The following is a 15236-nucleotide window of genomic DNA, read 5'->3' as shown; positions in this document are numbered from 1 at the left end:
GTCGCGGGCAGCGTCAGCCCGCCACGAGCGTCCTTGCCTCATGCGCCTTGAGCGACATCCGCGCGGCAGGGAAGGCTGCGGCCTCGCCGCCAAGCTCGGGGAAAAGCTCCAGCACCTCGGCCCGGACCGCTGCGTCCAGTGCATTCAGCGTGCGCTCTGCCGGCTGGAAGCTTTCCGTCCACAAGCCGTTCGACAGGACGATCTCATGCCGGTCGAACAGGATGTGGACATAGGTCACGCCCTCGACAGGGCATTCCCGGCTTACCCCGGGCAGGCCGACAAGGTGCTTGGCGGGAGCAAGAACCTCGGTCTCGCCAAAATACAACTCGGCCCTTGCGCCTTCGACCAGAACCCGGTGCTGCGGTGACACCAGAAGCGGGCTTGCCGGACCCGCCCCGAAAAGCGCCCCGGGCCCGATGCGGACCGGGCGCATCTGGGGTTGGGCCAGCAGCTCGGCATGGGAAAGCTGGCGCGAGCCGACCCAGCGCAGCGGTTGCAACCCGTTGTCGCGCGTGACAACCAGGTCACCCGGCACCAGCGTTTCGACCGCGACGGGGCCGCGTTCGGCAAGGATCCGCGTCCCCGCCGTGAAGCAGACGATGGCGACATGCTCGATATCGGTGAAGGTCAGCGTCCCGACCACGGGGAAACCCGGGCCCGGACCGTAGAAGATCATCGTCCCGTTTTCGTGGTTCGTCGGGTCGTAGTTGATGTCGTACCGGGACCAGCCGAAGCCGGTGATGTCGACCGACAGGGTGTCGTTGTCGACCCCGCCACTGCCGCCATCGACCGTCTCGTTGCCGGTCGAGTCGGTGAAGGTCGCGCTGATGAAATCCCGGTTGTCGCCGCCGAAGACCAGGTCCGATCCGGCGCCGCCAACGAGGGTATCGTTGTCGGCCCCGCCGTAGAGCCGGTCGTTGTCGGCGCCACCGTAAAGCGCGTCGTCTCCGGCATCGCCATACAGCGTGTCGTTGCCCGCATCGCCGTCGACGGTATCGTTGTTATCGCCGCCATAGGCGAGATCGTTGCCCGCATCACCGAAGACCCGGTCATTTCCGGCATCGCCATACAGCGTGTCATTGCCTGCCCCGCCGTAGAGCAGGTCGTTCCCGGCGTCACCCCGCACAAGATCGTCGCCGTCATTGCCCGAAACGGTGTCGTTGTCCGCGCCGCCGTAGAGCACATCGCCGCCGCCCAGACCCGAGATGCTGTCGTCGCCCGCGCCGCCATAGAAGATGTTGGTGTAGTTGTCCGCACCGGCGACGGTGCTGTTGCTGGAGCCGTCAAAGCCCACCAGCGTATCATTGAAGGCCGAGCCGATGATGCCGTCCACCCCGGCACCGCTATCCCCCGCCGCATAGCCACCCGAGAAGCTGTTCGTCGACAAGTTGACCGAGACCCCAGCGTTCGAGTCGCTGTAGTCGACAAAGTCCATCCCCGATCCGCCGTTCAGGGAATCGCCGCCCGCCCCGCCGCGCAAGGTGTCGTCGCCGGCCCCGCCGTCAAGCACATCCGCGCCGTCTTCGCCCAGCAGGAGATCGTTGCCATCGCCGCCAGCGAGCGCATCCACACCCGCCCCGCCGTAGAGCGTGTCGTTCCCGGCCTCGCCCGCCAGGTCGTCATTCTCGCTTCCGCCGTAAAGCAGGTCGTCGCCGTCGCCACCGCGCAGCGTATCGACCCCGGCCTGGCCATACAGGGTGTCGCTGCCCGTACCGCCATACAGCGCGTCGGCTTCCGTCCCGCCGTCAAGGACATCGTTCCCGGCATCGCCGTAGAGCGTGTCGTTCCCGCCGTCGCCGAACAGGGTGTCGAGCCCGTCGTTGCCATAGATCAGGTCGCCGTCCGCGCCGCCATAGGCCAGATCACCATCCGCCCCGCCGTATAGCCGGTCGATACCTGCGCCGCCGTAAAGCGTGTCGTTCGCGCCGCCGCCGTAGAGCGTGTCGTCCCCCGAGCCGCCATCGATGAGGTCGTTGCCGTCGCCGCCTTCGAGACGGTTGGCAAGGGTATCGCCCGTGATGGTGTCGGCGCCCGAGCCGCCGATGACGTTCTCGATCCCGGAAAGACTGTCAGTGCCCAGCCCGGTCGCAATCCCGGTGGCAAGGTTCACGTTGACGGCGGTCGAGTTGGGCGCAAACGTGCTGCTCCCTCCGCTCACTGAGCTAAGCGCTGTCAGGTAGCGGCTGTAGTCGGCAGTGTCCGTGCCGGTGCCGCCGAAAAGCGTATCGTTTGAACCGTCCGAACCACCGATGAGCGTATCGTCGTCGTTGCCGCCATACAACACGTCGGCCCCGTCACCGCCATCGAGCAGGTCGTTTCCGCCGCCGTTGCCTGCTGTAGTACCGCCGCGCAAAGTGTCGTTGCCACCTGCGCCCCAGATTGAGTCGTTCTGGCTATTGCTCCCGGGAAGGCTGTTCGCGCCGCCGTCGCCTACAACTGTCGCCATGACTTTCCGTTCCAGCTACCCGGTGACCATTCGCACGCGATCCTAATCGTCGCAATCTTTACGGAAAATGAAAGTCCAAAACGTCTGCTTTGCAGGATTGCGCATAGCTGTAGCAGGTTTGCAGCGCATATTCACCAGATTTGCTCCGCCCACGCATGAGATTTCCCGCTCTGCTGGCTGCATCCGGCCTTTGTGCGTGTCCTGGTTGCACGGGTATCAGTCACCCCGGACGGGACAGGCCGGAAGATTGACCCCTTCGCCCCGATCTGACATGCAGGCGCGGACGGCAGGGCGCGGGGGCACCGATGAAGGTCATCATCTGCGGGGCGGGTCAGGTCGGCTGGCAGATCGCCCGCCATCTGTCCGGCGAAAAGAACGACGTCACCCTTGTCGACGTGAACGCCGAACTCGTTCGCCGCGCGACGGATACGCTCGATGTACAGGGCGTCGTCGGCTTCGCCAGCCACCCGGATGTGCTGGCCAAGGCGGGTGCGCGCGATGCCGACATGCTGATCGCCGCCACCCATTCCGACGAGGTGAACATGGTCACCTGCCAGGTGGCCCATACGGTCTTCAACATCACCCGCAAGATCGCCCGCATCCGGGCGCAGAACTACCTCGACCCGCTTTATGGCAACCTGACCAATACCGACGGCCTCGCCATCGACGTGGTGATCTCGCCGGAACGCGAGGTCGCCGAGGCCGCGCTGCAACGCCTGGCGGCGCCTGCCAGCTTCGACACCGAAAGCTTCATGAATGGGCGCGCCCAGCTCCTCGGCATCCAGCTCGATGAGGATTGTCCGGTCCTGAACACGCCGCTCCGCCAGCTGAACGAACTCTTCTCCACCCTCCGCGCCATCGTGGTGGGTATCCGCCGCGAGGACCGGCTCTTCGCCCCCGATCCGGGCGACCAGCTTTATGCCGACGACCAGGTCTACGTCTTCACCCATTTCGAGGACATCAACCGCGCGCTGGAAATCTTCGGCAAGAAGACCAGGAAGCAGGAACGGGTGGTAATCGTCGGCGGCGGCAATGTCGGCCTTGCGGTCGCCCGCGCGCTTGAGGCCCGCACCGACCGCATCCGCGCCAAGATCATCGAGAAAAGCCGCGCCACCGCCGAACAGGCCGCCGACGCGCTGGAACGCACCATCGTGTTGAACGGCGACGGGATGGACAGCGACCTCCTGATGGAAGCCTCGGTCGACCGCGCCGATGCGATCCTCGCCGTGACCGACGACGACAAGACCAACCTCCTCGTCGCCGTCCGCGCCAAGCAAGCCGGCTGCCCGATGACCATCGCGCTGGTCAACGACCCCACGCTCGCACCGCTGATGGCCCCCCTCGACATCGACGCCTACATCAACCCCCGCGCCACCACGGTGTCGTCGATCCTGCGCCACATCCGCCACGGCCGGGTGCGCGCCGTCTATTCCATCGGCGACGCCGAGGCCGAGATGATCGAGGCGCAGGTCCTCACCACCTCGCCGCTGGCCGGTCGCCTGGTGCGCGACATCGCGTTTCCTGAAGGCGTCCTCGTCGGCGCGGTGATGAAGGGCGACAAGGTCCTGAAACCCACCGGCGACCTCCGGGTCGAGGCGGGCGACGTCATCGCGCTCTTCGCGATGGCCAAGGACGTACCGGAAGTCGAACGCCTCCTGCAAGTCTCGATCGACTTCTTCTGATGCTGGCGCGCCTCGCCGAACTGCCGCTTCTCGTGGTCCTTTTGGGCCTTTGCGGCGCGATCTCGCTGGTGCCCGCCCTTTACGCGCTTGGCGCGAACGACCACCAGCACGCCCGCGACTTCCTCTACTCCGCGCTGATCCTTCTGGTCCTGACCGTGATGCTTGGCATCGCCACCGCCGCCTACACGCCCCGCGACCCGGCCCGCAGCCACCTTGCCGCCCTCGTCCTCGCCTATGCCGTCCTGCCCTTCGCCCTGGCCCTGCCGCTGACCGAGGCGCTGCCCGACACCACGCTCACGAACGCCTGGTTCGAGATGATCTCCGCCTTCACCACCACCGGCGCCAGCGCCTACGACCCCGAGCGCCTTGCCGATTCCGTCCATCTCTGGCGCGCGACCGTGGGCTGGTTCGGCGGCTTCCTGATCCTTCTGGCCGCCTATGCCATCCTTGCGCCGCTGAACCTCGGCGGGACCGAGGTCTCCTCCGGCCGCCCCCCCGGCCGCAGCGGGATCGGCAGCGCCCAGGTCGGCCGCAGCGTCGATCCCGGCCAGCGCCTGACCCGCTTCGCCCTGATGCTCTTTCCCGCCTATGCCGCGCTGACTGTCCTCCTTTGGTGCGGCCTCCTGATCCTTGGCGAGCGCGGCATCTCCGCGCTTCTGCATGCAATGGGCACGCTTTCCACCTCCGGCATCACCGGGCGCACCGCCTTCCAGGCCTCCGGCGCCGGCGTCGCGGGCGAGTTGCTGGTCTTCCTCTGTTTCGCCTTCGCACTCACCCGCCGCGCGCTGCCCGGCATCCGCCTGACCGAGAACCGCCGCCCGCTGCTGCAGGACCCCGAGCTTCGCCTTGCCGCGCTGATCATCCTTGCCGTGACGCTGATCCTCTTCCTGCGTCACTGGTTCGTCGCAGGCCAGGCCGATCTGACGCCGACCGGCCAGGCCTTCTCTTCGCTCTGGGGCATCCTCTTCACGGTGGCCTCCTTCCTGACCACCACCGGCTATGTCTCGGCCGACTGGCAAAGCGCATCGCTCTGGTCGGGGATCGGCACGCACGGGCTGATCCTCCTCGGCCTCGCGATCATCGGCGGCGGCACGGCGACCACCGCCGGGGGGGTCAAGCTGCTGCGGGTCTACGCGCTCCTGCGCCACGGCGAGCGCGAGCTGGAAAAGATCATCCACCCCAGTTCCATCGGCCGGGGCGGGTCCGAGGCTCGTCGGCTCCGCCGCGAAGGCGCGCAGTTCGCCTGGGTCTTCTTCATGCTCTTCGCCACCTCGATCGCCGCGGTGCTGGCGCTCCTCCTCCTCGTCGGCGTCGATTTCGAACCCGCCCTCGTCCTCGCCATCGCGTCGCTCACCACCACCGGGCAACTGGCCGATGTCGGCGGGGCCCAGCCCATCCTCTACGGCGACCTTGCCAGTCCGGTGAAGGTGATCCTCGGCATTGCGATGGTGGTGGGGCGGCTCGAAACCCTGGCGCTCCTCGTCCTTGTCCTGCCGGGCCGGGGTCGCCGCTAGACCCGGTTCGCGCCGCCTCAAGGCACTCGCCTAACAGCCTGATTTTTGCGCTGGAAACTCCCGCGCGGTCCCTTCATACTCGGGCCAGCCGTCACGGGCGGTAAGACAGGGCTAAACAACAACGACCACGACGCGACAGTGAAGCGCTAGAAAAACAAGGCACGACAACGATGGCCGCTGACAAGCAAAACCTGCAGGACGCCTTTCTCAACCACGTTCGCAAAGCCAAGGTTCCGGTGACGATCTTCCTGATCAACGGCGTCAAGCTGCAGGGTGTGATCACCTGGTTCGACAACTTCTGCGTGCTCTTGCGCCGCGATGGCCAATCGCAACTCGTCTACAAGCATGCGATCTCCACCATCATGCCGGGCGCGCCGATCAGCCTCTACGAAGGGGAAGACTGATCACCCGCGACTACCACGACGACGACGACGTTCTCGCCCCCCGCGATGGCCAGCGCCTGCGCGACACGGCGGCAGCGGCGACGCGCGCCTATGTCCTGCACCCGGCGCTGAAATCCGCGAAATCCCGCCGCCTGCCCGAACACGGGCTGGCCGAGGCGGTGGCGCTGGCCGCCGCCCTGCCGGAGCTTGACGTGCAGGGCTCCGAAGTCGTCCGCCTGTCGCGCGTCCATCCCGGCACGCTCCTCGGCTCCGGCAAGGTGGCGGAACTGAAGGACCGCTTTCACGCGCTGAAGATCGACCTCGTCCTCGTCGACGGCTCCGTCTCCCCGGTCCAGCAGCGCAACCTGGAAAAGGAATGGGGGGTCAAGCTCCTCGACCGCACCTCGCTGATCCTGGAAATCTTCGCCGACCGCGCCCGCACCAACGAGGGCGTGCTGCAAGTCGAACTCGCGGCGCTTTCCTACCAGCGCACCCGCCTCGTCCGCGCCTGGACCCACCTCGAACGCCAGCGCGGCGGCTTCGGCTTCGTCGGCGGCCCCGGCGAGACCCAGATCGAATCCGACCGCCGCGCGATCGACGACCAGGTCGTCCGCCTGAAACGCCAGCTCGACCGCGTGGTCCGCACCCGCGAGCTGCACCGCGCCGCGCGGCGCAAGGTCCCGTTCCCCCTCGTGGCGCTGGTTGGCTACACCAACGCCGGCAAGTCCACCCTCTTCAACCGGATGACCGGGGCCGAGGTGCTGGCCAAGGACATGCTTTTCGCCACGCTCGATCCCACCATGCGCGGGATCGTCCTGCCGTCCGGCCGCAAGATCATCGCCTCCGACACCGTGGGCTTCATCTCCGACCTCCCCACCCAGCTTGTCGCCGCCTTCCGCGCCACGCTGGAGGAAGTGCTGGAGGCCGACCTGATCCTTCATGTCCGCGACATCAGCCATCCCGAGTCTGCCGAACAGGCGCAGGACGTGGCCGAAATCCTCGCCTCGCTCGGCGTCAAGCCTTCGGTCCCGCAGTTCGAGGTCTGGAACAAGCTCGACCTCGTCGACCCTGCAGCGCGCGCCGCCCTCTCCGTGAATGCCGAAGCCCGGACCAATGTCTTCCCGATCTCCGCCCTGACCGGCGAGGGGATCGACGACCTCCTCGCCGCCATCTCCCAGGCCTTCGACGAAGAGAAATCCGAGCGTGTGCTCACCTTGGGCTTTACCGAGGGCCGCAAGCGCGCCTGGCTGCACCAGGAGGGCGTGGTCCAGTCCGAGACGGAAACCGAGGATGGCCACCGCATCGCCGTCCGCTGGACCGCGCGGCAGGAAAGACGCTATCGCGAACTGTAACCGCGCCACGCAGGCAAGCCGCCAGCCCTTTCAGACTGGCCCAAATATCCCCGCCGGAGGCATCCGCCGGTCGGCACCCGCGTAACCTCCGCCTTTCATCTTTGCCCAAATATCCCCGCGCGGAGCGCAATCCCGAGCGCTTTTGCGTCCTTCACCCAAAAGCGCGAGACAAGGAGTCTTCGCGCCTCCGGCGCTCAATTCGAAAACCGCCCCAACCCGCTCAGACCGCGGGCCCGCCACGCACCCGCGCCAGATACACGCTGTCGCACCACTCGTCCTTCCACAGAAGCGTCCGCTCCGCCCGGTGCGTCTCGTGGAACCCCAGCCGGTCCAGCAGCCGCAGAGAGGCCACATTGCGCGGGTCGACCTCGGCGGTCAGTTCCGGCAGGGCAGGGTGCTCCGCCTCGACATGGGCGATCACCGCCGTCATCGCCTCGAAGGCCAGCCCCTGTCCCCAGAAATCGGGATGCAGCAGGAACCCGACCTCCGGCAGTTGCCAGGCGCCCGCCTTGCCGATCACTTCGCCGTCCTTCTCGACCAGCAGGTCCAGACTGTCCGCCGCAGGCTCGACCAGAAACCGCAGCCAGTGCCGCGTTTCTTCCAGCGTCTCATGTTCCGGCCGCGACCAGTAGCGCATCACCCGCGGGTCGGAAAGCAACCGATGCACGGCGTCCAGGTCATCCCAGACCGCCCGGCGCAGCAGCAGCCGTTCGGTGCGGATCATTGCCCCTCCGGCGTCAACACCATCACCCCCGCCGCCGCCGCATGCGCCAGCTCCGGGTCCAGCGACATCGGGATATACTCCCCCCGCCGCCACAACTCGCCCAGGTCGTCATAGTGCCGCGACAGCGGATGCCCCGACTGCCCGGTGGCGATGATGAACACCGACGAATCCGGGTCGGCGAAGTCATAGACCCCGCGATACCCTGCCGAATGCACGTTCTGATAGGGCTCCGGCCCCTCGCCCCGGGTGACCCCCCGCATCAGCGTGTCGTCGCCACCGCTGGTCGATTGCCGGATGTTGACGAAATACTTCAGGAACGGCACCTCGCCCAGCACCGGATGGTCATGCGTGGCCTGGTGCGCATCGCCCCAGCGCCAGCTTTCCAGGTTGTCGCCATACTTCTCGGTCAGCTCCAGCAGCGCCTCGTCCAGCGCGATCCGGGCGATGTCGGTGCAGCTTTCCACCGCCGCCGACTGGATCACGTCGCACCAGACGCTCGCCCCGCCGACATTGCGATACACCCGCTCGATGAAGACCGGCGAGATATGGGTGAAGTTCTCCGACATCGCCCCGAGTTCATCCTGGATCAGCCGCTTCTGCAGCGCGCGCAGCCAGGCCTCCGCGATCAAGGGCTCCGGCAGATGCTCGTTCATCTCGCCGTTCCATTCGGCCAGCAGCACCAGCGCGCGCTGCCGCAGCCGTTCCGGCGTGCCCTCCGGCGCCGCCTCGCCGGTGAACCACAGGTCCGCCCCGATCAAGGGCAGCAGCGACCGTGCCGTCGGGTTCACCGTATCCAGCTGCGCCTCGATGAAGCTTTCCCGCGTATGCACCTCGCGCGCCTTCATCAGCGTCAGCCAGCGCTGGATGCGCTGCGTGTCGCCCCAGTCGAAGCTGACATGGTGCGGGAAGGGCCGGTCCACCGTCTTGTTGTTGGTGTTCCCCAACAGCCCCGAGGCCGGGTCTCGGAAAACCGGGTTCTCCTCGTAAGGCAGCACCCCCTTGAACCCGACCCGCGCATCCGACCCGAGCGCGGGCAGCCGCCCCTGCGACGGGTGCTCCGCATCCCGCGCCGGGATCGCCCCCATCACCTGCATCGCAATGCCCTTGCCGTCCGCCAGCATCACGTTCTGCGCCGGGGCGATCACCTTTCGCCCCGCCTCGATCGCCTCGTCCACGCCTCCCGCCCGCATCATCGCCATCGCCCCCGACAGCGAGGTGTCCGCCCCCGACAAGGCCGTCCAGCTGATCGCCGCCACATGCCCCGGAGGCGTGATCGAGCCGAGGTCATAATGCGTCCCCGGCAGGATCGGCCCGTTCCGCGACCAGCGCAGCGTCACCGTCACCGGCTCGCCGTCCTTGACCTTGATGATCGACTGGCGGCTCTCGAACTTCGCCCAGCCCTCCGGCGTCTTGTATTCTTCCTTGTTCTCCGGGTTCAGCTCTTCGATCACCACATCCTGATCGTCGACATAGGCCGTGGTCAGCCCCCAGCCCAGCTTCTCCGACCGCCCGACCAGCACCAGCGGCACGCCGGGGATCGTCCCCCCGATCACCCCGCCCGAGGTCAGCTCCAGCCGCGCCAGGTACCAGATCGTCGGCGCCGTCAGGTCCAGGTGCGGGTCGTTGGCCAGAAGGCTGCCCCCCGCTGCCGACCGTGCCGGGCTGGCCGCCCAGGCATTCGACGCCCCCGCCATCCCCGGCTCGGCCACCGGCGAGAACGGCCCCTCGGCAAACTCGACCGGCTTCGAGGACGGCACCACCCCCGGCACCAGGCTGGCATAGTCCGGCAGCGCCGCAATCGCCTGCCCCGGATCGTCGGGCAGGATGTCCGCCAACCGCTCGGGCGACAGCAGCAGCGACACCCGCGCCCGCAACACCTCGGTCTGCAGGGCGCTCGACAGCTGCAAGGCCATCAGCTTCAGGATCGCGATCGAATCCGCCGGGGCCCAGGCGGAAATCTCCGGCTCGAACAGGAAGAACTCCGGCGCGCCACGGCCCCGCGCCCCCTTGTTCACCTCCTCGATCCAGGCGTTCACCCCGGCCGAATAGGCCTCCAGCGCCGCCAGAGTCTCGGGGTCCTGCGCCTTCACCGACTCCAGCGCCAGCCCGTAAAGGTCATAGCGCCGCATCAGCTCGTCCACCTTCACCGTCGACTGGCCGAAGATTTCGGACAGCCGCCCCTGCGCCGTCCGCCGCAGCATCGTCATCTGCCAGAGGCGATCCTGCGCGTGCGCAAACCCCAGCGCGAAGAACACGTCCTTGTCGGTCTTGCCGAAGATATGCGGCACGTTGTCGTTGTTGCGCACGATCTCCACCGGCGCGGTGATGCCCGCCACGGTGAAATCCTCGTCATAGTCGACCAGCGACCGCGACAGGATGTAATAGGCCAGCGCGGTCACGATCACCCCCAGGGCGATCAGGCCGGTGACGATACGGATCAGCCAGCGAAAGGCGGTCAACATCTGTGCTGTCCTTGACGGCGGGAACGGGATCGGTTCCTAGTCCATGCGCCGGTGAAGGGCAATGATCAGGGGGCGCAGATGGCGAAAGTGGCATTTCTTGGCTTGGGAGTCATGGGGTTCCCGATGGCCGGGCATCTCGCCGCCAGGGGGCATGAGGTCACGGTCTACAACCGCTCGCCCGCGAAGGCCGAGGCCTGGACCGCGCAGCACAAGGGCAGGGCGGCGGCCACCCCGGCTTTGGCCGCCGAAGGGGCCGAGTTCGTCATGGCCTGCGTCGGCAACGACCACGACCTCGACGAGGTCTGCACCGGCCCGGACGGCGCGTTTTCCGGCATGTCGAAGGGCGCGGTCTTCGTCGACCACACCACGGTTTCCGCGCAGATCACCCGCACGCTGGGGGAAAAGGCTGCATCCGTCGGCCTGCATTTCGTCGACGCGCCGGTTTCCGGCGGGCAGGCGGGGGCGGAGAACGGCCAGCTTTCCATCATGTGCGGCGGCACGCCCGAAGACTACGCGCGCGCCGAGCCGGTGATGGCGGCCTACGCCCGCATCTGCCGCCTGATCGGGCCGCAGGGCGCGGGTCAGCTTGCCAAGATGATGAACCAGATCTGCATCGCGGGCCTGATGCAGGGCCTGTCCGAAGCGCTCGCCTTCGGCCAGAAGGCGGGACTTGACGGCGAGAAGGTGGTCGAGGTCATTTCCCAGGGCGCGGCGGGGTCATGGCAGATGGTCAACCGCCACAAGACCATGCTGGCCGACACGTTCGACTTCGGCTTCGCGGTGGACTGGATGCGCAAGGACCTTCACATCTGCCTGCAGACCGCCGACGAGATCGGCGCCCGCCTGCCGGTGACCGCCCTGGTGGACCAGTTCTACAAGGACGTGCAACTGATGGGCGGCGGCAGGAACGATACCTCCAGCCTGATCCGGCGGTTAAGGTAGGGTGGGGCGCGCCACGACGCACCACCCGTAGGTCGGGGCTTGCCCCGACTCTTTTCACCCGACCGCCACCGCCCCTCAACTCAACGCCGGAAAACTCGCCTGCGCCACGGCATAGAGGTTGTCCAGATCGACCCAGCCCTTCACCCGCGCCTTGTTTCCAAACTCACCCGTAATCACGCCATCCGACTGGAACTGTCGCTTGACAGCGCCCGATTGCCAGCCGTTCCCCTGGCCGCCGTCGCAGGTGCTCCATTCGCTGCCCGAGGCGTCGAGGATCACTCCGACATGCTGGAACTGCGCCGGCTTGTCATATTGCGCCAGCAGGTAGATGTCGCCCGGCAGTGGACGGTTGCCGCCGCCGAAAGGCACCCAGCATTTCTTCGCGGGCGCGTACTGCTTGTCCACCGCCTGAGCCAGTTGCTCCCACCAGGTCGTCGGCGAGGTCAGGTACATGGTCCCCGCCCCCGACACATGCACCTTGAACGCCCCCGGCTGGCCCGGCGGGATCACCGGCAGCTTGGTGAAGACGCGGCCGGGAAACTCGCCGCAGCCGGTGGCGCCGGACGGACCGCTGCCGCCGGTGGTCAGCCCGGTCGGTGGCACCAGCATTCGCGCGGTCTGCACATATTTCCGCCGCACCGGTGAATTCGGTCCCGGCGTTGTCGGCCCCGTCGGGGCAGGGGCTGACGTGGCGGCTCCGCCCAGAAGCGCCAGCAGCTTGCCCAACTGGTCCAGGAGGTCGAGCAGCGTCCTCTCGGTCTTGCCGCCCGCGTCGATCCGGCTGTCGGCATAGCACTGGTTGGCGGCCTGGAACCGCTTGATCGCGCCATTGGTCATCGAGCCGCAGATGCCGTCGGTCGCAAGGCCCGGGGCCGCCCCGCCCCGACTGGCGGGAACCGCGTTCAGCAACGCCTGCACAAGCTGCACATCGGACCGCTGGTTCCGACCGCCAAAACCGACCGAGCCCTTCAATACGGAAGCCGGAACTGCCATCGCAAAGCCCCTTCCTGAAAATGACTTGAAAGCCGCAGGATACTCCAGTTGCGCCCATCGGTCCACGCACGGAAAACCGGACCCGAAGGGCAGGGGGCAGAGGTTAAGAAATCCTGAACGTCCGCGAGCAATCCATTGAAATCATTGGAGGCTCACGGTTTGTCCACTGTGGACAGGGTCAGGGGATGATCCGGGTGTACTTGATCCCCGACAACGTCGCCCCGGCGATCAGCCCCTGCTGTCCGAAGACCAGCGCGATCACCTCGTCCAGCTCGGTCGTCTCCTTGCCGATCGAGGCTCCTTCCTCCGGGCTGGCATAGCGGATGTCCCCGCCGACCGCCCAACCCGAGGACCGCCGGAACTTCTCCAGCCCTTCCTGGGTCATGAAGAACAGGGCGTGGGCATACTGCTGCGCCCCGATCTGCAACCCGAACGAGCCCTTGGTGGCCGAGTAGTAGTCGACCGTGACCCCCTGGATCCGCAGCGCGCCCCGTCCGAAAGCCCCGCCGAAGCCCAGCCCCGCCTCGGTCATCAACGGCATGTAGAGGACGCCCGCCGCCCGGGAGGCCAGGTCCCGCGTGCCGGGATATTGGGTGAACAGGAACTCCTGCGTCGCGCTGACCCGCGCCTCGATCTGCCCGGCCCCGTTCGAGCCGATCCCGTTGTCGCACCCCGCCAGGACACCGCTCGCCGCAACCGCCCCCGCGCCGACCATCAGCCCGCGCCGCGTGAACATCATCTCGCTCATCTTGTCCGCCCTTTCATGCCTCATGGGGTCTCGCGCCCCCCTTGCCCTGCACGGTAGCCGCTTTCCGCCCGCCTGTCATGCCCGGAAAGCCCGACCGGCAAGCCCGTGCCTAGGGGGTCAGCGTCGCATAGAGGGCGAAGTCCTCCGCCGCCACCTCGCGCAGCAGGGCCTCCGTCTCCTCCGACAACTCGGTCGCACCGGGGGGCGAGACATTCAGCCGGGGCAGGATGATCTCGCAGCCCAACCGCTCCTCCAGGAAATGAACGAAGCTGTCGATCTCCTCATAGCGGAACAGCCGGTCCACCCCCTGACCCTGCCGCGGCCGCAGGAACCTGGCCTGGCTGCCCACGTCCGCGAAATCCGGCCGCGGGTCCTGGCACCAGGCCCGGACGAAGGCGTCGAAACTCATGCCCTTCGTCGACTTCCCCGCCTCGGTCTCCTCGCGTTGCCGGAACCGATACCAGGACCCCAGCCAGTCCTTCGGCTCTCGCATCAGGGCAACCAGGGTGAAGCTGTCCTTCGACGCCGCTTCCAGATAGGGCCCGATGAACCGCCGATAGCGGTGGACCGTGGTGTGCTTCAAGAGCGGCGGGCGCTGGATCGACACCGCCGCCAGCGATTCGAGCGCAGCGGCAATCGCCGTCGATCCCGTCTTCGGCGTGGCCAGAAACGCGAGCCTCTGCTCAAAGAACACCAGCATCTTGGCCCTTCTTTCCTGCACCGCCGCGTTCTTGACCGGCTTTCGTCAACACTCCCTTAACCAAAGCGCGTCCAAACTGCCACCACGAGAAACAGGTTGAATTGTTCCCGCTTTGTTTGCATAAGTGCAAGAACACTTGGGGAACACGGGCAAGGATTGCCGCCCCCCGGCGGCTATGAAATAAGGAGAACGACATGGCGGTGGCAAACCTCCTCGATCTTGGTGGGAAGCGGGATATGGACAAGTCGAAGGCGCTGGAAAGCGCACTCGCGCAGATTGAACGGCAGTTCGGCAAGGGCTCGATCATGCGCCTTGGCGCCGACAGCCCGGCGATGGAGATCGAGGCGACCTCCACCGGCTCGCTCGGCCTCGACATCGCGTTGGGGATCGGTGGTTTGCCCAAGGGCCGCATCATCGAGATCTATGGGCCGGAAAGCTCGGGCAAGACCACACTGACCCTGCATGTGGTTGCCGAGGAACAAAAAAAGGGCGGCGTCTGCGCCTTCGTGGACGCCGAACACGCGCTCGACCCGCAATATGCCAAGAAGCTGGGCGTCAACCTCGACGAGCTGCTGATCTCGCAGCCCGACACCGGCGAACAGGCGCTGGAGATCGTCGATACCCTGGTCCGCTCCGGCGCGGTCAATCTGGTGGTGGTCGACTCGGTCGCCGCCCTGGTGCCCAAGGCCGAGATCGAGGGCGACATGGGCGACATGCAGATGGGATCGCAGGCCCGGTTGATGAGCCAGGCGATGCGCAAGCTGACCGCCTCCATCGGGCGGTCGAACTGCATGGTGATCTTCATCAACCAGATCCGGATGAAGATCGGCGTGATGTTCGGCTCCCCGGAGACGACGACCGGCGGCAACGCCTTGAAATTCTACGCCTCCGTCCGTCTGGATATCCGCCGCATCGGCGCGATCAAGGACCGGGACGAGGTGGTGGGCAACACCACCCGCGTCAAGGTGGTGAAGAACAAGGTCGCGCCGCCCTTCAAGCAGGTGGAATTCGACATCATGTATGGCGAGGGCATCTCCAAGACCGGGGAGTTGATCGACATCGGCGTCAAGGCCGGCGTGGTGGAGAAATCGGGCGCCTGGTATTCCTTCAAGGACGAACGCATCGGCCAGGGCCGCGAGAATGCCAAGGCCTTCCTGAAGCAGAACCCCTCCGTCGCGCTGGAGATCGAGGACAAGATTCGCGCCGCCAATGGGCTCGACTTCACGATGGCCGGTGAGGACAGCGGGGACGTGCTGGACGAGTGATAAGCCACGCCACCACCGACGAGTT

12 protein-coding genes are annotated in these 15236 nt (G+C 66.7%); 6 read left to right on the top strand and 6 right to left on the bottom strand.

The window, feature by feature from the left end; translation table 11 throughout:
• Positions 1–13 precede the first annotated feature (13 nt).
• Positions 14–2446: a Hint domain-containing protein gene (locus ACE3P6_RS10620; RefSeq protein WP_374394641.1), complete on the bottom strand. Its 2433-nt coding sequence runs from the start codon at positions 2444–2446 to the stop codon at positions 14–16.
• Between the two features lie 305 nt (positions 2447–2751).
• Between ACE3P6_RS10620 and trkA the strand changes: the two genes are divergently transcribed.
• The 4 genes from trkA to hflX all read left to right on the top strand — a co-directional run bounded on the left by trkA (position 2752) and on the right by hflX (position 7377).
• On the top strand, positions 2752–4128 hold the full coding sequence (gene trkA, locus ACE3P6_RS10615) for a Trk system potassium transporter TrkA (RefSeq protein WP_374394638.1): 1377 nt from the start codon (positions 2752–2754) through the stop codon (positions 4126–4128).
• Positions 4128–5642, top strand: a complete 1515-nt coding sequence (locus ACE3P6_RS10610) for a potassium transporter TrkG (RefSeq protein WP_374394635.1) — start codon at positions 4128–4130, stop codon at positions 5640–5642. Before trkA ends, ACE3P6_RS10610 begins: the two co-directional genes overlap by 1 nt.
• A 170-nt stretch (positions 5643–5812) precedes the next feature.
• The gene (gene hfq, locus ACE3P6_RS10605; protein ID WP_008028786.1) at positions 5813–6046 is read left to right on the top strand and encodes an RNA chaperone Hfq; all 234 of its coding nucleotides are present in this window, start codon (positions 5813–5815) and stop codon (positions 6044–6046) included.
• Between the two features lie 56 nt (positions 6047–6102).
• Complete coding sequence (gene hflX / locus ACE3P6_RS10600; protein ID WP_374394819.1) at positions 6103–7377, top strand: GTPase HflX; 1275 nt, start codon at positions 6103–6105, stop codon at positions 7375–7377.
• Between the two features lie 220 nt (positions 7378–7597).
• Here the strand turns inward: hflX and ACE3P6_RS10595 are convergent, their stop codons facing one another.
• Complete coding sequence (locus ACE3P6_RS10595) at positions 7598–8101, bottom strand: GNAT family N-acetyltransferase (RefSeq protein WP_374394632.1); 504 nt, start codon at positions 8099–8101, stop codon at positions 7598–7600.
• Positions 8098–10563, bottom strand: a complete 2466-nt coding sequence (locus ACE3P6_RS10590) for a penicillin acylase family protein (protein WP_374394630.1) — start codon at positions 10561–10563, stop codon at positions 8098–8100. Before ACE3P6_RS10590 ends, ACE3P6_RS10595 begins: the two co-directional genes overlap by 4 nt.
• A gap of 78 nt (positions 10564–10641) precedes the next feature.
• Between ACE3P6_RS10590 and ACE3P6_RS10585 the strand changes: the two genes are divergently transcribed.
• Positions 10642–11505, top strand: coding sequence for an NAD(P)-dependent oxidoreductase (locus tag ACE3P6_RS10585; RefSeq protein ID WP_374394627.1), 864 nt, complete (start codon positions 10642–10644; stop codon positions 11503–11505).
• Between the two features lie 75 nt (positions 11506–11580).
• Here ACE3P6_RS10585 and ACE3P6_RS10580 read toward each other — a convergent pair whose 3' ends face one another.
• The 3 genes from ACE3P6_RS10580 to ACE3P6_RS10570 form a co-directional block, all read right to left on the bottom strand.
• The gene (locus tag ACE3P6_RS10580) at positions 11581–12498 is read right to left on the bottom strand and encodes a peptidoglycan-binding protein (protein WP_374394624.1); all 918 of its coding nucleotides are present in this window, start codon (positions 12496–12498) and stop codon (positions 11581–11583) included.
• Positions 12499–12676: 178 nt separating this feature from the next.
• Complete coding sequence (locus ACE3P6_RS10575; RefSeq protein WP_374394817.1) at positions 12677–13234, bottom strand: YSC84-related protein; 558 nt, start codon at positions 13232–13234, stop codon at positions 12677–12679.
• A gap of 121 nt (positions 13235–13355) precedes the next feature.
• The gene (locus tag ACE3P6_RS10570) at positions 13356–13946 is read right to left on the bottom strand and encodes a hypothetical protein (RefSeq protein ID WP_374394621.1); all 591 of its coding nucleotides are present in this window, start codon (positions 13944–13946) and stop codon (positions 13356–13358) included.
• A gap of 194 nt (positions 13947–14140) precedes the next feature.
• Between ACE3P6_RS10570 and recA the strand changes: the two genes are divergently transcribed.
• The gene (recA, locus tag ACE3P6_RS10565) at positions 14141–15211 is read left to right on the top strand and encodes a recombinase RecA (protein WP_374394620.1); all 1071 of its coding nucleotides are present in this window, start codon (positions 14141–14143) and stop codon (positions 15209–15211) included.
• The last annotated feature ends 25 nt before the right edge of the window (positions 15212–15236 follow it).

Origin of the sequence: Tabrizicola sp. (genome assembly GCF_041911175.1) — a bacterium.
Lineage (GTDB): Bacteria > Pseudomonadota > Alphaproteobacteria > Rhodobacterales > Rhodobacteraceae > Tabrizicola.
This window is presented reverse-complemented; position numbering and strand designations above follow the sequence as displayed.